This is a genomic window from Klenkia taihuensis (assembly GCF_900112525.1).
Classification (GTDB): Bacteria; Actinomycetota; Actinomycetes; order Mycobacteriales; family Geodermatophilaceae; genus Klenkia; species Klenkia taihuensis.
Map to the genome: position 1 here is coordinate 1,052,129 of NZ_FOMD01000001.1, position 23,034 is coordinate 1,075,162.

Genomic DNA, 23,034 nt, shown 5'->3' on the forward strand with positions numbered 1-23,034 from the left:
TGGACATCTGTCCCGATCACGGGTAGGGTCTCCTGTTGCGCTGCCCTCTGACTGCCTGCCCGCCGAGCCGGGTCACCAGGGGTGCCCCGGAACAACTCGGGGACACCCCGTGCTGACCAGGTCGGGCGGGTGCGAGTCGGCCGTCGGGTCGCAGCGCCGCATCCACCGCCGACGACGACCAGCACCGACCGCCCGCACGTCGTGAGGTCCTTGGAAGGACGCATCTTGGCAGGCTCCAGCCCCACCAGCACCAACCCCACCAGCACCGAGCAGATCATCCCGGACGACCCCCAGAACAGCGCGCACACCGCCGGCACCGCAGCGCAGAAGATCCCCGGCGCCCCGCTCCGCGTCTCGTTCGCCAAGATCCACGAGCCCCTCGAGGTGCCGGATCTGCTGGCGCTGCAGACGGCCTCCTTCGACTGGCTCGTCGGCAGCCCGGAGTGGAAGGCGACGCTGTCCCCCGAGGAGGCGGAGACCGCCGTCGGCGGCCTGGCCGACATCCTCGAGGAGATCTCCCCGATCGAGGACTTCAGCGGTTCGATGTCGCTGTCCTTCTCCAACCCGCGCTTCGAGGACGTCAAGGCGTCCCTCGAGGAGTGCAAGGACAAGGACATGACCTACGCGGCGCCGCTGTTCGTCACCGCGGAGTTCATGAACAACACCACCGGCGAGATCAAGAGCCAGACGGTGTTCATGGGCGACTTCCCGATCATGACGAACAAGGGCACGTTCGTCATCAACGGCACCGAGCGCGTGGTCGTCTCGCAGCTGGTCCGCTCCCCGGGCGTCTACTTCGACAAGACCCTGGACAAGACCAGCGACAAGGACGTCTTCTCCGCCAAGGTCATCCCCAGCCGCGGTGCATGGCTGGAGTTCGACGTCGACAAGCGCGACACCGTCGGCGTCCGCATCGACCGCAAGCGCCGCCAGCCGGTCTCCGTGCTGCTCAAGGCGCTGGGCTGGACCGAGGACCGCATCCGCGAGCACTTCCAGTGGTCGCCCACCATGCTGGCCACCCTCGAGAAGGACCACATCGCCGGCCAGGACGAGGCGCTGCTGGACATCTACCGCAAGCTGCGTCCGGGCGAGCCCCCGACGCGCGAGTCGGCCCAGGCGCTGCTGGAGAACCTGTTCTTCAACCCCAAGCGCTACGACCTGGCCCGCGTCGGTCGCTACAAGGTCAACAAGAAGCTGGGTGTCGCGGTCCCGCAGCCCACGCAGACGCTGACCGAGGACGACATCGTCGCCACCATCGAGTACGTGGTGAAGCTGCACGCCGGCGAGCCCGACCACGGCGTCGACGACATCGACCACTTCGGCAACCGTCGCCTGCGCACGGTCGGCGAGCTGATCCAGAACCAGATCCGGGTCGGCCTGTCCCGCATGGAGCGCGTCGTCCGCGAGCGGATGACCACCCAGGACGTCGAGGCGATCACGCCGCAGACCCTGATCAACATCCGGCCGGTCGTCGCCTCCATCAAGGAGTTCTTCGGCACCAGCCAGCTGTCGCAGTTCATGGACCAGACCAACCCGCTCGCGGGCCTGACCCACAAGCGCCGCCTGTCGGCGCTGGGCCCGGGTGGTCTGTCCCGTGAGCGCGCCGGCATGGAGGTGCGCGACGTGCACCCCAGCCACTACGGCCGCATGTGCCCGATCGAGACCCCGGAAGGCCCGAACATCGGCCTGATCGGGTCGCTGTCCTCCTTCGGGCGGGTCAACGCCTTCGGGTTCATCGAGACCCCCTACCGCAAGGTCGAGGACGGCACCGTCACCGACCAGATCGACTACCTCACCGCCGACGAGGAGGACCGCTTCGTCGTCGCGCAGGCCAACAGCCCGCTCGACGCCAAGGGCCGTCTCGCCGAGGAGCGCGTGCTCGTGCGCACCAAGGGCGGCGAGGTCGACTACCTGGCCCCCGAGAACGTCGACTACATGGACGTGTCGCCGCGGCAGATGACCTCGGTCGCCACCGCGATGATCCCGTTCCTGGAGCACGACGACGCCAACCGCGCGCTCATGGGTGCCAACATGCAGCGCCAGGCCGTCCCGCTGCTGCGCAGCGAGGCCCCGCTGGTCGGCACCGGCATGGAGCTGCGCGCCGCCGTCGACGCCGGTGACGTCGTCACCGCGGAGAAGGCCGGCGTCGTGGAGGACTCCACCGCCGACTACGTGACCGTCATGGCCGACGACGGGACCCGGCAGACCTACCGGCTGCTGAAGTTCCGCCGCTCGAACCAGGGCACCTCCATCAACCAGACGCCGGTCGTCGAGGAGGGCCAGCGGGTCGAGGTCGGCCAGGTCATCGCCGACGGCCCGTGCACCGACCAGGGCGAGATGGCGCTGGGCAAGAACCTGCTCGTGGCCTTCATGCCGTGGGAGGGCCACAACTACGAGGACGCGATCATCCTGTCGCAGCGCCTCGTGCAGGACGACGTCCTGTCCTCGATCCACATCGAGGAGTTCGAGGTCGACGCCCGCGACACCAAGCTGGGCGCCGAGGAGATCACCCGGGACATCCCGAACGTCTCCGAGGAGGTCCTCGCCGACCTCGACGAGCGCGGCATCATCCGCATCGGTGCCGAGGTCGTCCCGGGCGACATCCTGGTCGGCAAGGTCACGCCCAAGGGCGAGACCGAGCTGACCCCCGAGGAGCGCCTGCTGCGCGCCATCTTCGGCGAGAAGGCCCGCGAGGTCCGCGACACGTCGCTGAAGGTCAAGCACGGCGAGTCCGGCAAGGTCATCGGCGTCCGGGTGTTCTCCCGCGAGGACGGCGACGAGCTGCCCGCCGGCGTCAACGAGCTCATCCGGGTCTACGTGGCCCAGATGCGCAAGATCTCCGACGGCGACAAGCTGGCCGGCCGCCACGGGAACAAGGGCGTCATCTCCAAGATCCTCCCGCAGGAGGACATGCCCTTCCTCGAGGACGGCACCCCGGTCGACATCGTGCTCAACCCGCTGGGCGTGCCCGGCCGGATGAACGTCGGCCAGGTCCTGGAGACCCACCTCGGGTGGGTGGCCAAGACCGGCTGGGAGGTCGAGGGCGACCCCGAGTGGGCGCGCAACCTGCCCGCCGGCGCGCGCAGCGCGGCGCCGGGCACCCGGGCGGCCACCCCGGTGTTCGACGGCGCCCGCGAGGAGGAGATCGTCGGCCTCCTGGGCTCGACCACGCTCACCCGCGACGGGCAGCGCCTGGTCAAGGAGACCGGCAAGGCGCGGCTGTTCGACGGCCGGTCCGGGGAGCCCTTCCCCGAGCCGATCTCGGTGGGCTACGTCTACATCCTCAAGCTGCTGCACCTGGTCGACGACAAGATCCACGCCCGCTCGACCGGCCCGTACTCGATGATCACCCAGCAGCCGCTGGGCGGTAAGGCGCAGTTCGGTGGGCAGCGGTTCGGCGAGATGGAGTGCTGGGCCATGCAGGCCTACGGCGCGGCCTACGCGCTGCAGGAGCTGCTGACCATCAAGTCCGACGACATCCTCGGCCGCGTGAAGGTCTACGAGGCCATCGTCAAGGGCGAGAACATCCCCGAGCCGGGCATCCCGGAGTCGTTCAAGGTGCTGCTCAAGGAGCTGCAGTCCCTGTGCCTGAACGTCGAGGTGCTCTCCGGTGACGGGCAGGCCATCGAGCTGCGCGACACCGACGACGAGGTCTTCCGGGCCGCGGAGGAGCTGGGCATCGACCTGTCCCGCCGCGAGCCGTCGTCCGTCGAGGACGTGTGATCGGCCGCCGGCGCGGGGGTGCGCACCACCCCCGCGCCGGCGCCTCGACCCTCAACAGTTGTGAAGAACTAGCCCCGGGAAAGGGGTAACAGTGCTCGACGTCAACTTCTTCGACGAACTGCGCATCGGTCTGGCCTCCGGCGACGACATCCGTCAGTGGAGCCACGGTGAGGTGAAGAAGCCCGAGACCATCAACTACCGGACCCTGCGTCCGGAGAAGGACGGTCTCTTCTGCGAGAAGATCTTCGGTCCCACCCGGGACTGGGAGTGCTACTGCGGCAAGTACAAGCGGGTCCGGTTCAAGGGCATCATCTGCGAGCGCTGCGGCGTCGAGGTGACCCGCGCCAAGGTCCGCCGTGAGCGGATGGGCCACATCGAGCTCGCCGCCCCGGTGACCCACATCTGGTTCTTCAAGGGCGTGCCCTCGCGCCTGGGCTACCTGCTCGACCTGGCGCCCAAGGACCTCGAGAAGATCATCTACTTCGCGGCCTACCTGATCACGACCGTCGACGACGAGGCGCGCCACCGCGACCTGCCGACGATCGAGGCCGAGATCAGCGCCGAGAAGCACAACCTGGAGACCCGGCGCGACGCCGACGTGGAGGGTCGCCAGCAGAAGCTGGAGGCCGACCTCGCCGAGCTCGAGGCCGAGGGCGCCAAGTCCGACGTGCGCCGCAAGGTGCGCGAGGGCGGCGAGCGCGAGATGCGCCAGATGCGCGACCGCGCGCAGCGCGAGATCGACCGCCTCGACGAGGTCGTCGACACCTTCCGCAAGCTCGAGGTCAAGCAGCTCATCGCCGACGAGGGCCTCTACCGCGAGCTGCGCGACCGCTTCGGTGAGTACTTCGAGGGCGGCATGGGTGCCGCGGCGCTGCAGAAGCTGCTCGCCGACTTCGACCTCGACGCCGAGTCGGTCTCGCTGCGCGACACCATCCGCAACGGCAAGGGCCAGCGCAAGCTGCGCGCGCTCAAGCGGCTCAAGGTCGTCGCGGCGTTCCAGCAGACCCGCAACTCGCCCATGGGCATGGTGCTGGACTGCGTCCCGGTCATCCCGCCGGACCTGCGCCCGATGGTGCAGCTCGACGGTGGCCGCTTCGCGACGTCGGACATGAACGACCTGTACCGCCGCGTGATCAACCGGAACAACCGGCTCAAGCGTCTGCTGGACCTCGGCGCCCCCGAGATCATCGTGAACAACGAGAAGCGGATGCTCCAGGAGTCGGTGGACGCGTTGTTCGACAACGGCCGTCGCGGCCGGCCGGTCACCGGCCCGGGCAACCGCCCGCTGAAGTCCCTGAGCGACCTGCTCAAGGGCAAGCAGGGCCGGTTCCGCCAGAACCTGCTGGGCAAGCGCGTCGACTACTCGGGCCGTTCGGTCATCGTCGTCGGCCCGCAGCTGAAGCTGCACCAGTGCGGTCTGCCCAAGCAGATGGCGCTGGAGCTGTTCAAGCCCTTCGTCATGAAGCGGCTGGTCGACCTCAACCACGCGCAGAACATCAAGAGCGCCAAGCGCATGGTCGAGCGTGCCCGCCCCGTGGTGTGGGACGTGCTCGAGGAGGTCATCACCGAGCACCCGGTGCTGCTCAACCGGGCGCCGACGCTGCACCGCCTGGGCATCCAGGCCTTCGAGCCGCAGCTGGTCGAGGGCAAGGCCATCCAGATCCACCCGCTGGTCTGCACGGCGTTCAACGCGGACTTCGACGGTGACCAGATGGCGGTGCACCTGCCGCTGTCGGCCGAGGCCCAGGCCGAGGCCCGCATCCTGATGCTGAGCTCGAACAACATCCTGAGCCCGGCCGACGGTCGTCCGATCACCGCGCCGACCCAGGACATGGTGCTGGGGCTCTACCACCTGACCACGCTCAAGGCCGCGGCCGAGGAGCGCGGCGAGGACGAGCTGCCCAAGGCCTTCGGCACCACCGCCGAGGCCCGGATGGCCTACGACCGGGGTGCCCTCGGCATCCAGGAGCGCGTGCTCATCCGCCTCGACGAGGTCTTCGGCGTCGACAACGGCCCGAAGAACGACGCGTGGGAGGCCCCCGAGGGCTGGGAGCCCGGCCAGCCGGCCGTGGTCTCGACGTCCCTGGGCCGGGTGCTGTTCAACGAGGCCCTGCCCGAGGACTACCGCTTCGTCAACTACCAGGTGCCGAAGAAGGAGCTCGGGGCGATCGTCAACGACCTCGCCGAGCGCTACCCCAAGGTGCAGGTCGCCGCGACCCTCGACGCCCTCAAGGCGGCCGGGTTCCACTGGGCCACCCGCGCGGGCATCACGATCGCCATCGACGACGTGGTGACGCCGCCGGCCAAGGCCGGGATCCTGGAGCGCCACGAGGACGAGGCCCGCAAGATCGAGAAGCAGTACGAGCGCGGCGTCATCACCGACGCCGAGCGTCGTGCCGAGCTCATCGAGATCTGGACCCGGGCCCGCGCCGAGGTCAGCCAGGCCATGGTGGACAACTTCCCGACCACCAACCCGGTCTGGGTCATGGTCAACTCCGGCGCCCGCGGCAACATGATGCAGATCAGCCAGATCGCCGGCATGCGCGGTCTCGTCGCCAACCCCAAGGGCGAGATCATCCCGCGGCCGATCAAGGCGAACTTCCGCGAGGGCCTGTCCGTGCTGGAGTACTTCATCTCCACGCACGGTGCCCGCAAGGGTCTGGCCGACACCGCGCTGCGCACCGCCGACTCCGGGTACCTCACCCGTCGTCTGGTGGACGTGTCGCAGGACGTCATCATCCGCGAGGAGGACTGCGGCACCGAGCGCGGCGTGCTCATGCCGATCGGCACCGTCCTCGACGGCAAGGTCACCCGCGACGCGCACGTGGAGACCAGCGTGTACGCCCGGGCCCTGGCCGCCGACGTCGAGACCGGCGACGGCACGGTCATCGCCACCGCGGGTTCCGACCTCGGTGACGTGCTCATCGCCGAGCTGGTCGACGCCGGCATCAGCGAGGTCAAGGTCCGCTGCGTGCTGACCTGCGAGTCCCTGCTGGGCACCTGCGCGACCTGCTACGGCCGGTCGCTGGCCACCGGCAAGCTCGTGGACGTCGGCGAGGCGGTCGGCATCATCGCCGCCCAGTCGATCGGCGAGCCCGGCACCCAGCTGACGATGCGCACCTTCCACACCGGTGGTGTGGCCGGTGACGACATCACCCACGGTCTGCCCCGCATCGTGGAGCTCTTCGAGGCCCGCGTCCCCAAGGGCAAGGCGCCCATCGCCGAGCTCGCCGGGACCGTGTCGATCGAGGACGGCGAGCAGTTCCGCAAGCTCACCATCTCCCCGGACGACGGCTCCGACGACGTGGTCTACGAGAAGCTGTCGCGTCGCTCCCGCCTGAGGGTGGAGGACGGCGGGCACGTCGAGGTCGGCGAGCAGCTGACCGAGGGTGCCGTCGACCCGCACGAGGTGCTGCGGATCATGGGCCCCCGCGAGGTGCAGCTGCACCTGGTCCGGGAGGTCCAGGAGGTCTACCGCAGCCAGGGCGTGTCGATCCACGACAAGCACATCGAGGTGATCATCCGCCAGATGCTGAAGCGGGTGACCATCATCGACTCGGGCGCCACGGAGTTCCTGCCCGGTGCGCTGGTCGAGCGGACGCTGTTCGAGACCGAGAACCGCCGCGTGGTGTCCGAGGGCGGCGAGCCGGCCTCGGCGCGCCCGGTCCTCATGGGCATCACCAAGGCCTCGCTGGCGACGGAGTCGTGGCTGTCCGCGGCGTCGTTCCAGGAGACCACCAAGGTGCTCACGGACGCGGCGATCCAGGGCAAGAGCGACAGCCTGCTCGGGCTGAAGGAGAACGTGATCATCGGGAAGCTGATCCCGGCCGGCACCGGCATCAGCCGCTACCGGAACATCACGGTCGAGCCGACCGAGGAGGCCCGCGCCGCGGTCTACACCATGGCCGGCTACGACGACGGGCAGTACTACAGCCCGGACGTCTTCGGCACGGGCAGCGGCGAGGCCGTGCGCCTGGAGGAGTACGACTGGCGGAGCTGATCCGCTGACACGGGAGGCCCCGCAGACCACCAGGTCTGCGGGGCCTCTCGTCGTTCAACGGGCCAGCCGGGCCAGGGTCTCGACGCTGGCCCGGCGGCCGGCGGGGGAGTCGTCCAGCGGCTGCGCGGTCAGCGTGGTGACGCCGGCCTCGCGGAAGGCGGCGATCCGCTCGGCGACCCAGGACTCGGGCCCGATCAGCGAGGTCTGCCGGACCAGCTCGTCGGGGACGGCGGCCGCGGCCTCGTCCTTGCGCCCGGACAGGTAGAGGTCCTGGATGGTGGCGGCCTCCTCGGCGAAGCCGTAGCGCACCGCGAGGTCGTTGTAGAAGTTCTTTCCCTTGGCGCCCATCCCGCCGACGTAGAGCGCGACGCCGTGCTTGACCACCTCCAGCAGGTGCCCGACGTCCTCGCCGACGGCCACCGGGACGCCGGCGACCACGCCGAGCTCACCCAGCGCCGGGTCGCGCCTGGCCTTGCCGGCGGCCAGGGCGTCGCCCCAGACCTCGCCGGCCTTCTCGGGGTGGAAGAAGATCGGCTCCCACACCTCGGCCACCTCGGCGGCGAGCTCGACGTTCTTCGGGCCGATCGCGGCGAGCATCACCGGGATCCGGTCCCGGACGGGGGTGTTGATCAGCTTGAGCGGTTTGCCCAGGCCGGTGCCCTGGTCGGCCGGCAGCGGGATCGTGTACTTCGGCCCGCTGTGCTCCAGCCGCTCGCGCCGCCAGACCGAGCGGCAGATCTCCACCACCTCGCGGGTGCGGGCCAGCGGTGCGTCGTAGGGCACGCCGTGCCAGCCCTCCACCACCTGCGGGCCGGACGCGCCCAGGCCCAGGGTGAACCGCCCGTCGCTGACCAGGTCCAGTCCGGCTGCGGTCATCGCCAGCAGGGCGGGGGTCCGGCTGTAGATCGGCAGGATCGCGCTGATCAGCTCGACCCGGTCGGTGACGGCGGCCAGGTAGCCCAGCTGGCTCACCGCGTCGAAGGTGTAGACCTCGGCGACCATCGCGACGTCGAGGCCGACCTGCTCGAGGTCGACGATCTCCTGGGCGGTCTGCCGGAAGTCCCCGGCGTAGCTGGTCTGGATGCCGATGCGCACGCTTGCCTCCTCGTCGGGGCGTCCACGCCGACGCCCTCCTCGGGCAGCACCCTGCCACGGGTGGGCGCGGGCGGCGCCGGGCTCAGCCGGCCGGCAGCGTGGTGACCGCGCCGATCACCCGGGTGACGACGGCGACGCCGTCGACCTGGCCCGGGACGCGGGCGCCGGCGGCGGCCTCGGCGAGGTCCACCCGCAGCACGTAGTCGGTGTCCTGCCGGGCCAGCCCGACACCGGTGACGCCGGGGTCGTCGGCCAGCCGGGCGGCCAGCTGCGCCTTCGCGGCGCGGGCGGTGCTGCGGTCGGTCACGCACCCCATGGTGGACCCGCGCCCGCCGCCGGTCCAGCGGCAGGCACGGGCCGGTGCTCAGGCGCCGGCGACGAAGGTCAGCCCGAGGACCTGCAGCACGGTGGCCAACGGGTTGGCGAAGGTGACCCCGCCGCCGGCCGAGCCGCCGGTGGAGGAGCCGGCGAACAGCAGGCCGACCGGTGCGCGGTCGCTGCTGCGCCAGATCACCGACCCGGAGTCGCCGCCCTCGCTGAAGGAGCCGGACAGGCCCTCGACCTCGATCTGGTCGTCGAAGGTGAAGACGGTGCCCTCGTCGTACTGCACCCCCACGCCGTCCACCTCGACCGCAGTGATCCGCCCGGTGGTGTGCCCGGTGGTGCGGCCGACCTTCTCCACGGTCTCGTCGGGGTCGACCTCGTCGGCGGGCACCACCCGGTCGAGCAGCGGCCCGCCCGGGTAGCCGGCCGGGTCGGCGTCCACCCCGTCGTCCAGCGCCGCGACCGCGGCGTCGACCAGGTTGCCGGTGGCCACGAAGCGCTCGAAGGCGGTCAGCGTGCCGATGCGGTCGGCCGCGGTGCCGCCGTCGGCGGGCCCGGGCTGCAGCACCGGGTCGCCCTCCGTGGCCGCGTCGCTGGCGGCCAGCACGTGGTTGTTGGACAGCACCAGCAGGCCGTCGGTGCCGGTGCGGCGGACGAAGCCGCCCAGGGTGCCCGCGGTGACGTCGGGGTGGGCCACCGACAGCCCGGGCACCAGCGGACGGGTCCGCTGCTGCAGCTGCCCGGGGGTGGGGGAGCGCAGCGGGCGCACCGGGCCGATCACCCGGACGTCGACCTCGGCGCGGGCCGCGTCGTCGAGCGCGTCGAGCACCTGCGCCGCGTCGGCCTCGGCGAGCACCCGGACGGCGAGGTGGACCTGCTGCGGCCCGACCGGGGCCAGGCCCAGCGCCACCCCGCTCCAGGAGCCGGGGGCGTCGCTGGCGACCACCGCGCCCGGCGGCGCCTGGGAGAGCCGGCGGGAGAGGGCGGCCTTGAGCTCGCGGGCGGTGTCGACGTGCACGGTGGCCTCCGGGGATGCGCTGTGACGGATCGTGCACCGACCGTAGGTGGAGGGTCCGACAACCGCCGACCGCGCCGGCCCCGTGCCCGCGCCGCGCTGACAGCGGGCGCCCCGGCGGGTACCGTCGTCCCCGGTTCGGTCCCGGCCGGCCACCGCCCGGGGGTGCGCATACCCCCTCGTGGTGGCCGGGCCCGCGTCACCGCACGACCCGCCCGGCGGGTCGCACGGCCGGTGGCAGCGGCGCCCGCACTGGCGTGACGTACCCGGCTTTGACCGGGTTCCAGCGCCCGGGTATCGTGGTCAGCCGTGCCCAGGGATACCTGGGCCTGCTCCCTCATCGCAGTGCACCTGGGCGTCCGCCCGGTCCCCGGACCGGTCGCCGCCAGGGGGTCCCGCTCCGGTCCGACCGGGGCGCGGGGGCCACGCCAGGCGCGAGGGTGATCGGATCCCGATCCACCTGACCGGTCCACGACAAGGGCGACACGCCCGAGCGCGGGGGCCGGGAGCGGGTGCGGACGGGCCCGGGACCAGCAGGAACACCAGCACGTACTCAATCCAGAAGCACGACCCAGCGCAGGCAGGAGTTCAAGGCCACCCATGCCCACGATCCAGCAGCTGGTCCGCAAGGGCCGCGAGGACAAGGTCGAGAAGACCAAGACCCCGGCGTTGAAGGGTTCCCCCCAGCGTCGCGGCGTGTGCACGCGCGTCTACACGACGACGCCGAAGAAGCCGAACTCGGCGCTGCGCAAGGTCGCCCGCGTCCGGCTCACCAGCGGCGTCGAGGTGACCGCGTACATCCCCGGTGTCGGCCACAACCTGCAGGAGCACTCGATGGTGCTCGTGCGCGGTGGCCGCGTGAAGGACCTCCCGGGCGTCCGCTACAAGATCATCCGCGGTTCCCTGGACACCCAGGCGGTTCGTGGTCGCAAGCAGGCTCGCAGCCGCTACGGCGCGAAGAAGGAGAAGAGCTGACATGCCCCGCAAGGGACCTGCCCCGCGTCGTCCGCTCGTCGCCGACCCGGTCTACCAGTCGCCGCTGGTCACCCAGCTGGTGAACAAGGTGCTCGTCGACGGCAAGCGCTCGGTCGCCGAGGCGATCGTCTACGGCGCCCTCGAGGGCTGCCGCGCCAAGACCGACACCGACCCGGTCGTGACCCTCAAGCGCGCGCTGGACAACGTCAAGCCCGCCCTCGAGGTCCGCAGCCGCCGCGTCGGTGGTGCGACCTACCAGGTGCCGATCGAGGTGCGCGCCTCCCGCAGCACCACCCTCGGCCTGCGCTGGCTCATCCAGTACTCCCGGTCGCGTCGCGAGAAGACGATGACCGAGCGTCTGATGAACGAGCTGCTCGACGCCAGCAACGGCCTCGGCGCCGCGGTGAAGCGTCGCGAGGACACGCACAAGATGGCCGAGTCCAACAAGGCCTTCGCGCACTACCGCTGGTGATCACCGGCGGCTGGTGAGACCCACCAGCGCCACCAGCCGCCACCCGCGGCGAACCCCGGGCCACCCCCGGGGACCCGCGTCAGGAACCAGAGCAGGAGAGGCAGGACATGGCCAACCTCGTCAAGACCCGCAACATCGGGATCATGGCGCACATCGACGCCGGCAAGACCACCACCACCGAGCGGATCCTCTTCTACACGGGGATCAACTACAAGATCGGTGAGGTCCACGACGGCGCAGCCACGATGGACTGGATGGAGCAGGAGCAGGAGCGCGGCATCACCATCACGTCGGCCGCGACGAAGTGCTCCTGGAACGGCTTCGACATCAACATCATCGACACCCCGGGGCACGTCGACTTCACCGTCGAGGTGGAGCGCTCGCTGCGCGTCCTCGACGGTGCCGTGGCGGTCTACGACGGCGTCGCCGGCGTGGAGCCCCAGACCGAGCAGGTCTGGCGCCAGGCCGAGAAGTACGGCGTCCCGCGCATGTGCTTCGTCAACAAGCTCGACCGCACCGGTGCGAACTTCTTCCGCTGCGTCGACATGATGGTGGAGCGACTGGGCGCCAACCCGCTCGTCCTGCAGATCCCGATCGGGGCCGAGGGCGACTTCATCGGCGTCGTCGACCTGGTCGGCATGCGCGCCCTCACCTGGCGCGGCGAGACCAAGCTGGGCGAGGACTACGCCGTCGAGGAGATCCCGGCCGACCTGGTCGAGCAGGCCGAGGAGTACCGCGCCAAGTTCCTGGAGAACCTGGCCGACTTCCACGACGACATCATGGAGGCCTACCTGGGCGGGGAGGACATCTCCGTCGAGACCCTCAAGGCCGCGATCCGGAAGTCCACCATCGCCGGCGAGGTCAACCCGGTCGTCACCGGCTCGGCGTTCAAGAACAAGGGCGTGCAGCCCATGCTCGACGCCGTCACCGACTACCTGCCCAGCCCGCTGGACGTCGAGGCGATCGTCGGCACCGCGCTGGACGGCGAGACCGAGGTCCTGCGCCACGCCGACGAGTCCGAGCCGTTCTCGGCGCTGGCCTTCAAGATCCAGACCGACCAGCACCTCGGCAAGCTGACCTACATCCGCGTGTACTCCGGCAAGCTCGACGCCGGGTCCCCGGTGCTCAACAGCACCAAGGACCGCAAGGAGCGCGTCGGCAAGATCTACCAGATGCACGCCAACAAGCGCGAAGAGCGTGCGGGCGTGGGCGCCGGCGAGATCGTCGCCGTCAACGGCATGAAGGGCACCACGACCGGGGACACCCTCTGCGACCCGCAGAAGCCGGTGATCCTGGAGTCGATGACCTTCCCCGCGCCGGTCATCTCGGTGGCCATCGAGCCGAAGACCAAGAGCGACCAGGAGAAGCTGGGCACGGCCATCCAGAAGCTGGCCGAGGAGGACCCGACCTTCCAGGTCCGCCTGGACGAGGAGACCGGCCAGACCGTCATCTCCGGCATGGGCGAGCTCCACCTGGAGATCCTGGTCGACCGGATGCGGCGTGAGTTCAACGTCGAGGCCAACGTCGGCAAGCCGCAGGTGGCCTACCGCGAGACGATCCGCAAGGTCGTCGACCGGCACGACTACACCCACAAGAAGCAGACCGGTGGGTCCGGCCAGTTCGCGAAGGTGCAGATCGCCCTCGAGCCGCTGGAGATGACGGCGGAGTCGGCGACCTACGAGTTCGAGAACAAGGTCACCGGTGGCCGCATCCCCAAGGAGTACATCCCCTCGGTGGACGCGGGCATGCAGGACGCCATGCAGTACGGCATCCTCGCCGGCTACCCGATGGTCGGGGTCAAGGCCTCGCTCCTGGACGGCGCCTACCACGAGGTCGACTCGTCGGAGATGGCGTTCAAGATCGCCGGTTCGGCCGCCTTCAAGGAGGCCGCCCGCAAGGCCAGCCCCGCGCTGCTCGAGCCCATGATGGCCGTCGAGGTCGTCACGCCCGAGGAGAACATGGGCGACGTCATCGGCGACCTCAACTCCCGCCGTGGCACCATCCAGGCGATGGAGGAGCGCTCCGGCGCCCGCGTCGTCCGGGCCCTGGTGCCGCTGTCGGAGATGTTCGGCTACGTGGGTGACCTGCGCAGCCGCACCCAGGGTCGGGCGAGCTACACCATGGTGTTCGACACCTACGCCGAGGTGCCCGCCAACGTGGCCAAGGAGATCATCGCCAAGGCCACCGGCGAGTAGGACCAGGCCCGGGCCGCTCACGCGGCGGCCCGGCCCGCGGGCACCAGCCCGCACCCAGATCCGCAGCACTGCGACAGACCAACCCAGAGAGGAACCCCAGTGGCCAAGGCCAAGTTCGAGCGGACCAAGCCGCACGTCAACATCGGCACCATCGGGCACATCGACCACGGGAAGACGACGCTGACCGCGGCGATCACCAAGGTCCTGCACGACAAGTACCCGAACCTCAACGAGGCGTCCGCGTTCGACCAGATCGACAAGGCGCCCGAGGAGAAGGCGCGTGGGATCACGATCTCCATCGCCCACGTCGAGTACCAGACCGAGAACCGCCACTACGCGCACGTCGACTGCCCCGGGCACGCCGACTACATCAAGAACATGATCACCGGTGCGGCGCAGATGGACGGCGCCATCCTGGTGGTCGCCGCGACCGACGGCCCCATGCCGCAGACCAAGGAGCACGTGCTCCTGGCCCGCCAGGTCGGCGTCCCCTACATCGTGGTGGCGCTGAACAAGGCCGACATGGTTGACGACGAGGAGATCCTGGAGCTCGTCGAGCTCGAGGTCCGCGAGCTGCTGTCCGAGTACGAGTTCCCGGGCGACGACCTGCCGGTCGTGCGCGTCTCGGCGCTGAAGGCGCTCGAGGGCGACGCCGAGTGGGGCGACAAGCTCATGGAGCTCATGGACGCGGTCGACGCCTCCATCCCGGAGCCCGAGCGCGAGATCGACAAGCCGTTCCTCATGCCCGTCGAGGACGTCTTCACCATCACCGGCCGCGGCACCGTCGTGACCGGTCGCGTGGAGCGCGGCATCGTCAAGGTCTCCGAGGAGATCGAGATCGTCGGCATCCGCCCGACCTCGACCAAGACGACCGTCACCGGCGTCGAGATGTTCCGCAAGCTGCTCGACCAGGGCCAGGCCGGCGACAACGTGGGCCTGCTGCTGCGCGGCATCAAGCGCGAGGACGTCGAGCGCGGCCAGGTCGTCGTGAAGCCCGGCTCGATCACCCCGCACGTCAACTTCGAGGGCTCGGTCTACATCCTCTCGAAGGACGAGGGCGGTCGCCACACGCCGTTCTTCAACAACTACCGTCCGCAGTTCTACTTCCGGACCACGGACGTCACCGGCGTCGTCACGCTGCCCTCGGGCACCGAGATGGTCATGCCCGGCGACAACACCGAGATGACGGTCGAGCTGATCCAGCCCATCGCCATGGAGGAGGGTCTGCGCTTCGCCATCCGCGAGGGCGGCCGCACCGTGGGCGCCGGCCGGGTCACCAAGATCCTCACGTGAGTCCCCGGTGGGCGGCGGCCTGACCGGCCGCCGCCCACCACCCGGGTCGTCCCCGGGAACACCCCGGGTCGACCGACCCAGCAATGACTTCGAGCAACACACGATCGGCAGGAGCGAGACAAGGCGATGGCGGGACAGAAGATCCGCATCCGGCTGAAGGCCTACGACCACGAGGCCATCGATGCCTCGGCGCGGCGCATCGTGGACACGGTGACGAAGACCGGAGCGCGCGTCGTCGGCCCGGTGCCGCTGCCGACCGAGAAGAACGTGTACTGCGTCATCCGCTCGCCGCACAAGTACAAGGACTCGCGCGAGCACTTCGAGATGCGCACGCACAAGCGGCTCATCGACATCCTCGACCCGACGCCGAAGACGGTCGACGCGCTCATGCGCATCGACCTGCCGGCCTCGGTCGACGTGAACATCCAGTAAGGGTTTCGGGACAATGGCGAGCACATTCCGTGGTCTCCTCGGCGAGAAGCTGGGGATGACCCAGGTCTTCGACGAGAACAACCGCATCGTGCCGGTGACCGTGGTCAAGGCCGGCCCCTGCGTGGTGACCCAGGTCCGCACCCCCGAGGTGGACGGCTACTCGGCCATCCAGATCGGGTTCGGCGCGATCGACCCCCGCAAGGTGAACAAGCCCGAGGGCGGGCACTTCGCCAAGGCGGGCGTCACGCCGCGCCGGCACCTGGTCGAGCTGCGCACCAAGGACGCCGCCGACTACACGGTCGGGCAGGAGCTGACCGCCGACGTGCTGGCCGAGCTGGCCACCGTCGACGTGATCGGCAAGAGCAAGGGCAAGGGCACCGCCGGTGTCATGAAGCGCCACGGGTTCAAGGGCCTGGGCGCCGGGCACGGCGTGCAGCGCAAGCACCGTTCCCCGGGCTCGATCGGTGGCTGCGCCACCCCGGGCCGGGTCTTCAAGGGTCTGCGCATGGCCGGGCGCATGGGTGCGGTCACCACGACCACCCTGTCGCTGAAGGTGCACAAGGTCGACACGGAGAAGGGCCTGGTGCTCATCAAGGGCGCCGTCCCGGGTCCGAAGGGTGGGCTGGTCCTCGTCCGTTCCGCGGTCAAGGGCGGCCCCGTGGGGAGTGACGCGAAGTGACCACGTCCACCGAGCAGCGGTCGGACAAGACCGTCGACGTCCTGGACGCGACGGGCAAGAAGAGCGGGACGGCCACCCTGCCGGGTGCGCTGTTCGACGCCAACGCCAACCTGTCGCTCATGCACCAGGTCGTCGTGGCCCAGCTCGCCGCGGCCCGCCAGGGCACGCACGCCACCAAGACCCGCGCCCAGGTCAGCGGCACCGGCGCCAAGCCGTACCGCCAGAAGGGCACCGGCCGGGCCCGCCAGGGTTCGCTGCGCGCGCCGCAGTTCGAGGGCGGTGGCATCTCGCACGGCCCGCAGCCGCGCAACTACGAGCAGAAGACCCCGAAGAAGATGAAGGCCGCCGCGCTGCGCGCTGCCCTCTCCGACCGCGCCCGTGAGGACCGCGTGCACGTGGTCAGCGCATTCGTCGCCGGCGACGCGCCGTCGACCAAGGCCGCCCGCACCGCGCTCGAGGCCGTCACGACCTCCGCCAAGGTGCTCGTGGTCCTGGACCGGGACGACGTCCTGAACTGGGTCAGCCTGCGCAACCTGGGCAACGTCCACCTCATCGAGGCCGGGCAGCTGAACACCTACGACGTGCTCTGCGCCGACGAGGTCGTGTTCACCGAGGCCGCGCTGGCCGAGTTCGTCGCCGGCCCGGTCAAGGGCGGCCGCGGTCGGGCCAGCAGCTCCGAGGTCAAGGACCTGAAGACCCACGAGATCGACAGCGACGTGCCCTCCGTGGCACCCGCGACCACCGAGGAGAAGGCATGAGCGTCCGCGACCCCCGGGACGTCCTGCTGTCCCCGGTCATCTCGGAGAAGAGCTACGGGCTCCTGGACGAGAACAAGTACACGTTCATCGTCCGCCCGGACGCGAACAAGACCCAGATCAAGATCGCTGTGCAGCAGGTCTTCAACGTGAAGGTGCTGTCCGTCAACACGATCAACCGCCAGGGGAAGCGCAAGCGCTCCAAGGGCGCCGTGATGGGCAAGCGCAAGGACACCAAGCGCGCCATCGTGTCCGTCGCCCCCGGTGACCGCATCGAGCTGTTCGGCGGCCCGGGCGCCTGACGGCGACCGGACCAGCGACCTCACGCCAGATCAGACAGGGACTGAGTAGGAACCATGGCCATCCGTAAGTACAAGCCGACGACGCCGGGCCGCCGCGGCTCGTCCGTCGCCGACTTCGCCGAGGTCACCCGCGACCACCCCGAGAAGTCGCTGGTCCGCCCGCTGCACGGCCGGGGCGGTCGCAACGTCCACGGCCGCGTCACCGCGCGCCACCAGGGCGGTGGGCACAAGCGTGCCTACCGGCTGATCGACTTCCGCCGGGCCGACAAGGACGGCGTGCCGGCCACCGTCGCGCACATCGAGTACGACCCCAACCGCACCTCGCGCATCGCGCTGCTGCACTACGCCGACGGCGAGAAGCGCTACATCATCGCGCCGGCCCGCCTCAAGCAGGGCGACGCGGTGGAGTGCGGCCCCAACGCCGACATCAAGCCGGGCAACAACCTGCCGCTGCGCAACATCCCCGTCGGCACGGTGGTCCACGCCATCGAGCTGCGCCCCGGTGGCGGCGCGAAGATCGCGCGCTCGGCCGGCACCAGCGTCCAGCTGGTCGCCCGCGAGGGCCGCTTCGCGCAGCTGCGCATGCCCTCGGGCGAGATCCGCAACGTCGACGTGCGCTGCCGCGCCACCGTCGGCGAGGTCGGGAACGCCGAGCAGTCGAACATCAACTGGGGCAAGGCCGGCCGCATGCGGTGGAAGGGCAAGCGCCCCACCGTCCGCGGTGTCGCCATGAACCCGGTCGACCACCCGCACGGTGGTGGTGAGGGCAAGACCAGTGGTGGTCGCCACCCGGTCAACCCCAAGGGCAAGCCGGAGGGCCGCACGCGCAAGCGCAAGGCCTCCGACGCCATGATCGTGCGCCGTCGTCGCACCAACAAGAAGCGCTGAGCAGGTAGGGGAAGACCATGCCAAGGAGCCTGAAGAAGGGCCCGTTCGTCGACGACCACCTGCTCGCCAAGGTGGACGCCCAGAACGAGAAGGGCACCAAGAACGTCATCCGCACCTGGTCGCGGCGCTCGACGATCATCCCGGACATGCTCGGCCACACCCTGGCCGTGCACGACGGTCGCAAGCACGTCCCGGTCTTCGTGACCGAGGCCATGGTCGGGCACAAGCTCGGCGAGTTCGCGCCCACCCGCACCTTCCGTGGGCACGTCAAGGACGACCGCCGGTCGCGGCGCGGCTGAGCGGCACGAGGAGAATCTTCAGATGACTTCCCAGCTGGGGACCGACGCACCGGTCGCCCGGGCCACGGCCCGGTTCGTCCGCGTCACCCCGATGAAGGCCCGGCGGGTGGTGGACCTGATCCGCTACCTGCCCACCGACGAGGCGCTGGCGCTGCTGCGCTTCGCCCCGCAGACCGCCAGCGAGCCGGTGGCCAAGGTCGTCGCCTCCGCGGTGGCCAACGCCGAGCACAACCTGCAGCTCGACCCGGCCGCGCTGGTCGTCAGCGCCGCGTTCGTCGACGAGGGCCCCACCCTCAAGCGCATCCGGCCGCGCGCCCAGGGGCGGGCGTTCCGGATCAACAAGCGCACCTCGCACATCACCGTCGAGGTCAGCGAGGTCGCCTCGAGCGCCGAGCTCGCCGCGCGGTCGCGCAAGGCACGTCGTGAGACCGGCCAGTCCGGCCCCGCGACCCAGCAGAAGACCAACACGAAGGGAGGGACCCGCTAGTGGGTCAGAAGGTCAACCCCCACGGGTTCCGCCTCGGCATCACCACCGACTACAAGTCGCGCTGGTTCGCCGACAAGCAGTACGCGGACTACGTCAAGGAGGACGTGGCCATCCGCAAGCTGATGGGCAAGGGCATGGAGCGCGCCGGCATCTCGAAGGTGGAGATCGAGCGCACCCGTGACCGCGTCCGCGTCGACATCCACACCGCGCGCCCGGGCATCGTCATCGGCCGCCGCGGCGCCGAGGCCGACCGCATCCGCGGTGAGCTGGAGAAGCTCACCGGCAAGCAGGTGCAGCTGAACATCCTCGAGGTCAAGAACCCCGAGTCCGACGCGCAGCTCGTCGCGCAGGGCGTGGCCGAGCAGCTGTCCAGCCGGGTCAGCTTCCGCCGCGCGATGCGCAAGGCCATGCAGTCGGCCCAGCGCAGCCCGCAGGTCAAGGGCATCCGGGTGCAGTGCTCCGGTCGCCTGGGCGGCACCGAGATGAGCCGGTCGGAGTTCTACCGCGAGGGCCGGGTGCCGCTGCACACGCTGCGCGCGAACATCGACTACGGCATCTACGAGGCCCGCACCACCTTCGGCCGCATCGGCGTCAAGGTCTGGATCTACAAGGGCGACGCGAGCGGCTCCCGCGCCGAGCGCGAGGCCCTCGAGGCCCTGGCCGCCCGCCAGCAGCGCCGCGAGCGCGCCCAGCGGCCCCGCCGCTCGGGCTCGACCGGCACCACCGCCGGCGGCACCGAGGCCGGCCGCGCCGCGGCCGAGACCCCGGTCGACACCGCCACCACCGAGGCCCCGGTCGAGGACACCACCGCCACCGCGGTGGAGACCCCGGTCGAGACCACCGCGCAGGGCACCGGCGAGACCGCCGGCGCCGAGGGCACCGCCGAGGCGGGCGCCCAGAACACGGAGGGCTGATCGATGCTGATCCCGCGTCGCGTCAAGCACCGCAAGCAGCACCGTCCCGACCGCACCGGTCGGGCCAAGGGCGGCACCGCGATCAACTTCGGCGAGTACGCCATCCAGGCCCTCGAGCCGGCGTACGTCACCAACCGCCAGATCGAGTCCGCCCGTATCGCCATGACCCGGCACATCCGTCGTGGCGGCAAGGTGTGGATCTCGATCTACCCCGACCGCCCGCTGACCAAGAAGCCGGCCGAGACCCGCATGGGTTCCGGCAAGGGCTCGCCCGAGTGGTGGGTCGCCAACGTGAAGCCCGGCCGCATCATGTTCGAGCTGTCCGGTGTCGACGAGCCCATCGCCCGCGAGGCGATGCGCCGCGCCATCCACAAGCTCCCCATGAAGTGCCGCTTCATCACCCGTGAAGGAGAGGTGTGATGGCTGCCGGCCTCACCGCCCCGGAGCTCCGCGAGCTCTCGGTGGACGAGCTCGCCACGCGTCTGCGTGAGTCGAGGGAAGAACTGTTCAACCTGCGGTTCCAGGTGGCCACCGGCCAGCTGGACAACAACCGGCGGCTGCAGACCGTCCGCCGCGACATCGCCCGGATCTACACGATCATGCGCGAGCGCGAGCTGGGCCTGTCGGTCGCCCCGAACGAGGGTGTGGCATGAGCGAGACCACCAACGAGACCAACGAGGCCGTCGCCTCCGGTCCCGGCCTGGCCGGTCGTGGCTACCGCAAGGTCCGTGAGGGCCTGGTCGTCTCCGACAAGATGGACAAGACCATCGTCGTCGAGGTCGAGGACCGCGTGAAGCACGGCCTGTACGGCAAGGTCCTGCGCCGCACCAGCAAGCTGAAGGCGCACGACGAGGACGGCACCGCCGGCATCGGCGACCGCGTCCAGATCATGGAGACCCGGCCGATGTCGGCCACCAAGCGCTGGCGCCTGGTGACCGTGATCGAGAAGGCCAAGTAGGCCTCCACGACGTCCCAGGTCCGGTGTGACGACGCCCCCGTGGAAACGGGGGAGTCGTTGCGCGTACCCTGGACCACTGGTGCCTCCGCGGAGGCACCGCAACCCGGGACCTGACGGCCGGCGGCGAGAGCCGCCGGCTGTCGCACGTGGGTCCCGACCGCCGCTTCACCGACTCGGCCCGGCGGTCAACCTCACCACCTCAGGAGCTACGCAGTGATCCAGCAGGAGTCACGACTGCGGGTCGCCGACAACACCGGTGCCAAGGAGATCTTGTGCATCCGTGTGCTCGGCGGGTCCGGTCGTCGCTACGCGGGCATCGGCGACGTCATCGTCGGCACCGTGAAGGACGCCATCCCCGGCGCGGGGGTCAAGAAGGGCGACGTGGTCAAGGCCGTCGTCGTGCGCACCGTCAAGGAGCGGCGCCGTCCCGACGGCTCCTACATCCGCTTCGACGAGAACGCCGCCGTGATCATCCGCGACAGCGGTGACCCGCGCGGTACCCGCATCTTCGGCCCCGTCGGCCGCGAGCTGCGCGACAAGCGCTTCATGCGGATCATCTCGCTCGCCCCGGAGGTGTTGTGACCATGGCGGAGAAGACCCCCTCCCTGAAGGTCAAGAAGGGCGACCAGGTCGTCGTCCTGTCCGGCAAGGACAAGGGTGCGAAGGGGCGCGTCATCGCCGCCTTCCCCAAGACCGGCAAGGTGCTCGTCGAGGGCATCGGCCGGGTCAAGAAGCACACCCGCGTGAGCACCAGCCAGCGCGGCTCGCAGTCGGGCGGGATCGTCACCCAGGAGGCGGCCATCCACGTGAGCAACGTGATGGTCATCGACTCCGAGGGCAAGCCGACCCGCGTCGGCTACCGCAAGGACGAGGACGGACGCAGCATCCGGGTCTCGAAGCGCACCGGTAAGGACCTCTGATCATGAGCGCACCCACCCGAGAGCTGCCCCGGCTGCTCGCCCGCTACCGCGAGGACATCGCGCCGGCGCTGCAGAACGAGTTCGGCTACGCCAACGTCATGCAGATCCCCGGTCTGACCAAGATCGTGGTCAACATGGGCGTCGGCGAGGCCACCCGTGACGCCAAGCTGATGGACGGCGCGGTCCGCGACCTCACCGCCATCACCGGCCAGAAGCCCGCGGTCGTCCGCGCCCGCAAGTCCATCGCCCAGTTCAAGCTGCGCGAGGGCATGCCGATCGGCGCCAAGGTCACCCTGCGCGGGGACCGCATGTGGGAGTTCCTGGACCGGCTGCTCAGCCTGGCCCTGCCCCGCATCCGCGACTTCCGCGGCCTGAACTCCAAGCAGTTCGACGGCCACGGCAACTACACGTTCGGGCTGACCGAGCAGTCGATGTTCCGCGAGATCGACGTGGACAAGATCGACCGTCCGCGCGGCATGGACATCACGCTCGTCACCACCGCCACCACCGACGAGGAGGGTCGCGAGCTGCTCAGCCTGCTGGGCTTCCCCTTCGCCGGCCAGACCGTCGTCCAGACGACCCGCTGAGCCGGGAACAGGAGACACCATGGCCAAGAAGGCGCTCGTCAACAAGGCGGCCCGCACCCCCAAGTTCAAGGTCCGCGGCTACACGCGGTGCCAGCGCTGCGGTCGCCCGCACGCCGTGTTCCGCAAGTTCGGCCTCTGCCGCATCTGCGTCCGGGAGATGGCCCACGCGGGCGAGCTCCCCGGCGTGACCAAGTCCTCCTGGTGACCTGCACCCCGTAGGCCACCACCCCACGCACCACCGATCACCGACAGGCCCCCGCACGGCGCGGAGGGAACCGCGGTGAGAGAGGCACGACCGACACATGACGATGACCGACCCGATCGCGGACATGCTCACGCGGCTCCGGAACGCGAACTCCGCGTACCACGACGCCGCGGCCATGCCGTCGTCGAAGCTCAAGACCAAGATCGCCGAGATCCTCCAGCAGGAGGGCTACATCGCCGGCTGGAAGGTCAACGACGTCGAGAAGGACGGCCAGGTCCGCAAGGAGCTGGTGGTCGACCTGAAGTACGGCCCCAACCGCGAGCGCAGCATCGCCGGTGTCCGGCGGGTCTCCAAGCCGGGTCTGCGGGTCTACGCCAAGTCCACCGCCCTGCCCAAGGTCCTCGGCGGGCTCGGGGTGGCGATCATCTCCACCTCGACCGGTCTGCTGACCGACAAGCAGGCGAACAAGAAGGGCGTGGGTGGGGAAGTCCTCGCCTACGTCTGGTAAGGGAGCGC

25 protein-coding genes are annotated in these 23,034 nt (G+C 70.1%); 22 read left to right on the plus strand and 3 right to left on the minus strand.

The features are described from left to right. Positions 1–225 precede the first annotated feature (225 nt). Together rpoB and BM158_RS05260 are read left to right on the plus strand one after the other, a co-directional pair. Entirely contained in the window at positions 226–3,723 is a 3,498-nt protein-coding gene (rpoB, locus tag BM158_RS05255; protein WP_229827631.1) for a DNA-directed RNA polymerase subunit beta, read from the plus strand. Between the two features lie 91 nt (positions 3,724–3,814). Further along, positions 3,815–7,723, plus strand: a complete 3,909-nt coding sequence (locus BM158_RS05260) for a DNA-directed RNA polymerase subunit beta' (RefSeq protein WP_091555252.1) — start codon at positions 3,815–3,817, stop codon at positions 7,721–7,723. A gap of 54 nt (positions 7,724–7,777) precedes the next feature. Here the strand turns inward: BM158_RS05260 and BM158_RS05265 are convergent, their stop codons facing one another. The 3 genes from BM158_RS05265 to BM158_RS05275 all read right to left on the minus strand — a co-directional run bounded on the left by BM158_RS05265 (position 7,778) and on the right by BM158_RS05275 (position 10,160). After that, the gene (locus BM158_RS05265) at positions 7,778–8,818 is read right to left on the minus strand and encodes an LLM class F420-dependent oxidoreductase (RefSeq protein ID WP_091555253.1); all 1,041 of its coding nucleotides are present in this window, start codon (positions 8,816–8,818) and stop codon (positions 7,778–7,780) included. Positions 8,819–8,900: 82 nt separating this feature from the next. Next, positions 8,901–9,125 (minus strand): hypothetical protein, encoded by a 225-nt coding sequence (locus BM158_RS05270; protein ID WP_091555255.1) that lies wholly within the window; start codon positions 9,123–9,125, stop codon positions 8,901–8,903. 57 nt (positions 9,126–9,182) lie between these two features. Next, on the minus strand, positions 9,183–10,160 hold the full coding sequence (locus tag BM158_RS05275; RefSeq protein WP_091555257.1) for a chymotrypsin family serine protease: 978 nt from the start codon (positions 10,158–10,160) through the stop codon (positions 9,183–9,185). Positions 10,161–10,757: 597 nt separating this feature from the next. Here BM158_RS05275 and rpsL point away from each other — a divergent pair. The 20 genes from rpsL to rpsH all read left to right on the plus strand — a co-directional run bounded on the left by rpsL (position 10,758) and on the right by rpsH (position 23,026). Further along, the gene (gene rpsL / locus BM158_RS05280; protein ID WP_055764615.1) at positions 10,758–11,132 is read left to right on the plus strand and encodes a 30S ribosomal protein S12; all 375 of its coding nucleotides are present in this window, start codon (positions 10,758–10,760) and stop codon (positions 11,130–11,132) included. A 1-nt stretch (position 11,133) separates the two neighbouring features. Next, positions 11,134–11,604, plus strand: a complete 471-nt coding sequence (gene rpsG / locus BM158_RS05285) for a 30S ribosomal protein S7 (RefSeq protein ID WP_091061384.1) — start codon at positions 11,134–11,136, stop codon at positions 11,602–11,604. A gap of 107 nt (positions 11,605–11,711) precedes the next feature. Beyond that, positions 11,712–13,799 carry an elongation factor G gene (gene fusA / locus BM158_RS05290; RefSeq protein ID WP_091555259.1) on the plus strand — a complete coding sequence of 696 codons (2,088 nt, stop codon included), beginning with the start codon at positions 11,712–11,714 and terminating at the stop codon, positions 13,797–13,799. 99 nt (positions 13,800–13,898) lie between these two features. Continuing rightward, positions 13,899–15,092, plus strand: coding sequence for an elongation factor Tu (gene tuf, locus BM158_RS05295; RefSeq protein ID WP_091555261.1), 1,194 nt, complete (start codon positions 13,899–13,901; stop codon positions 15,090–15,092). 126 nt (positions 15,093–15,218) lie between these two features. After that, positions 15,219–15,524 (plus strand): 30S ribosomal protein S10, encoded by a 306-nt coding sequence (gene rpsJ / locus BM158_RS05300; protein WP_014742859.1) that lies wholly within the window; start codon positions 15,219–15,221, stop codon positions 15,522–15,524. Between the two features lie 13 nt (positions 15,525–15,537). After that, positions 15,538–16,203 (plus strand): 50S ribosomal protein L3, encoded by a 666-nt coding sequence (rplC, locus tag BM158_RS05305; RefSeq protein WP_091555263.1) that lies wholly within the window; start codon positions 15,538–15,540, stop codon positions 16,201–16,203. Then, entirely contained in the window at positions 16,200–16,961 is a 762-nt protein-coding gene (gene rplD / locus BM158_RS05310; protein ID WP_091555265.1) for a 50S ribosomal protein L4, read from the plus strand. Before rplC ends, rplD begins: the two co-directional genes overlap by 4 nt. After that, positions 16,958–17,260 carry a 50S ribosomal protein L23 gene (gene rplW / locus BM158_RS05315; RefSeq protein ID WP_091061394.1) on the plus strand — a complete coding sequence of 101 codons (303 nt, stop codon included), beginning with the start codon at positions 16,958–16,960 and terminating at the stop codon, positions 17,258–17,260. Before rplD ends, rplW begins: the two co-directional genes overlap by 4 nt. Before the next feature lie 54 nt (positions 17,261–17,314). Further along, positions 17,315–18,148, plus strand: a complete 834-nt coding sequence (gene rplB, locus BM158_RS05320) for a 50S ribosomal protein L2 (RefSeq protein ID WP_091555267.1) — start codon at positions 17,315–17,317, stop codon at positions 18,146–18,148. 17 nt (positions 18,149–18,165) lie between these two features. Next, a complete protein-coding gene (gene rpsS / locus BM158_RS05325) occupies positions 18,166–18,447 on the plus strand; it encodes a 30S ribosomal protein S19 (protein WP_091061398.1) in 282 nt (93 codons plus the stop codon). A gap of 22 nt (positions 18,448–18,469) precedes the next feature. Further along, on the plus strand, positions 18,470–18,934 hold the full coding sequence (gene rplV / locus BM158_RS05330; RefSeq protein WP_091555270.1) for a 50S ribosomal protein L22: 465 nt from the start codon (positions 18,470–18,472) through the stop codon (positions 18,932–18,934). Then, entirely contained in the window at positions 18,934–19,848 is a 915-nt protein-coding gene (gene rpsC / locus BM158_RS05335; RefSeq protein ID WP_091555272.1) for a 30S ribosomal protein S3, read from the plus strand. Before rplV ends, rpsC begins: the two co-directional genes overlap by 1 nt. 3 nt (positions 19,849–19,851) lie before the next feature. After that, the gene (gene rplP, locus BM158_RS05340) at positions 19,852–20,268 is read left to right on the plus strand and encodes a 50S ribosomal protein L16 (RefSeq protein ID WP_091555275.1); all 417 of its coding nucleotides are present in this window, start codon (positions 19,852–19,854) and stop codon (positions 20,266–20,268) included. Further along, on the plus strand, positions 20,268–20,501 hold the full coding sequence (gene rpmC, locus BM158_RS05345; protein WP_091061857.1) for a 50S ribosomal protein L29: 234 nt from the start codon (positions 20,268–20,270) through the stop codon (positions 20,499–20,501). Before rplP ends, rpmC begins: the two co-directional genes overlap by 1 nt. Beyond that, complete coding sequence (rpsQ, locus tag BM158_RS05350; protein WP_091555277.1) at positions 20,498–20,806, plus strand: 30S ribosomal protein S17; 309 nt, start codon at positions 20,498–20,500, stop codon at positions 20,804–20,806. Before rpmC ends, rpsQ begins: the two co-directional genes overlap by 4 nt. 213 nt (positions 20,807–21,019) lie before the next feature. After that, positions 21,020–21,388: a 50S ribosomal protein L14 gene (gene rplN / locus BM158_RS05355; protein WP_091555279.1), complete on the plus strand. Its 369-nt coding sequence runs from the start codon at positions 21,020–21,022 to the stop codon at positions 21,386–21,388. A gap of 2 nt (positions 21,389–21,390) precedes the next feature. Further along, entirely contained in the window at positions 21,391–21,726 is a 336-nt protein-coding gene (gene rplX / locus BM158_RS05360; protein WP_191328651.1) for a 50S ribosomal protein L24, read from the plus strand. 2 nt (positions 21,727–21,728) lie between these two features. Next, positions 21,729–22,313: a 50S ribosomal protein L5 gene (rplE, locus tag BM158_RS05365; RefSeq protein ID WP_091555282.1), complete on the plus strand. Its 585-nt coding sequence runs from the start codon at positions 21,729–21,731 to the stop codon at positions 22,311–22,313. A gap of 19 nt (positions 22,314–22,332) precedes the next feature. After that, complete coding sequence (locus BM158_RS05370) at positions 22,333–22,518, plus strand: type Z 30S ribosomal protein S14 (protein ID WP_014742845.1); 186 nt, start codon at positions 22,333–22,335, stop codon at positions 22,516–22,518. Between the two features lie 103 nt (positions 22,519–22,621). Then, complete coding sequence (gene rpsH, locus BM158_RS05375; protein ID WP_457920186.1) at positions 22,622–23,026, plus strand: 30S ribosomal protein S8; 405 nt, start codon at positions 22,622–22,624, stop codon at positions 23,024–23,026. Positions 23,027–23,034: the final 8 nt, after the last annotated feature.

Coding starts and splice junctions, on each gene's coding strand:
- rplP (WP_091555275.1), top strand. CDS start 19,852: ATGCTGATCCCGCGTCGCGTCAAGCACCGCAAGCAGCACCGTCCCGAC.
- rpsQ (WP_091555277.1), top strand. CDS start 20,498: ATGAGCGAGACCACCAACGAGACCAACGAGGCCGTCGCCTCCGGTCCC.
- rplB (WP_091555267.1), top strand. CDS start 17,315: ATGGCCATCCGTAAGTACAAGCCGACGACGCCGGGCCGCCGCGGCTCG.
- rplV (WP_091555270.1), top strand. CDS start 18,470: ATGACTTCCCAGCTGGGGACCGACGCACCGGTCGCCCGGGCCACGGCC.
- rplC (WP_091555263.1), top strand. CDS start 15,538: ATGGCGAGCACATTCCGTGGTCTCCTCGGCGAGAAGCTGGGGATGACC.
- fusA (WP_091555259.1), top strand. CDS start 11,712: ATGGCCAACCTCGTCAAGACCCGCAACATCGGGATCATGGCGCACATC.
- rplW (WP_091061394.1), top strand. CDS start 16,958: ATGAGCGTCCGCGACCCCCGGGACGTCCTGCTGTCCCCGGTCATCTCG.
- rpsH (WP_457920186.1), top strand. CDS start 22,622: ATGACCGACCCGATCGCGGACATGCTCACGCGGCTCCGGAACGCGAAC.
- rpsJ (WP_014742859.1), top strand. CDS start 15,219: ATGGCGGGACAGAAGATCCGCATCCGGCTGAAGGCCTACGACCACGAG.
- rpmC (WP_091061857.1), top strand. CDS start 20,268: ATGGCTGCCGGCCTCACCGCCCCGGAGCTCCGCGAGCTCTCGGTGGAC.
- rpsL (WP_055764615.1), top strand. CDS start 10,758: ATGCCCACGATCCAGCAGCTGGTCCGCAAGGGCCGCGAGGACAAGGTC.
- rpsG (WP_091061384.1), top strand. CDS start 11,134: ATGCCCCGCAAGGGACCTGCCCCGCGTCGTCCGCTCGTCGCCGACCCG.
- rplE (WP_091555282.1), top strand. CDS start 21,729: ATGAGCGCACCCACCCGAGAGCTGCCCCGGCTGCTCGCCCGCTACCGC.
- rplX (WP_191328651.1), top strand. CDS start 21,391: ATGGCGGAGAAGACCCCCTCCCTGAAGGTCAAGAAGGGCGACCAGGTC.
- rpsS (WP_091061398.1), top strand. CDS start 18,166: ATGCCAAGGAGCCTGAAGAAGGGCCCGTTCGTCGACGACCACCTGCTC.
- BM158_RS05370 (WP_014742845.1), top strand. CDS start 22,333: ATGGCCAAGAAGGCGCTCGTCAACAAGGCGGCCCGCACCCCCAAGTTC.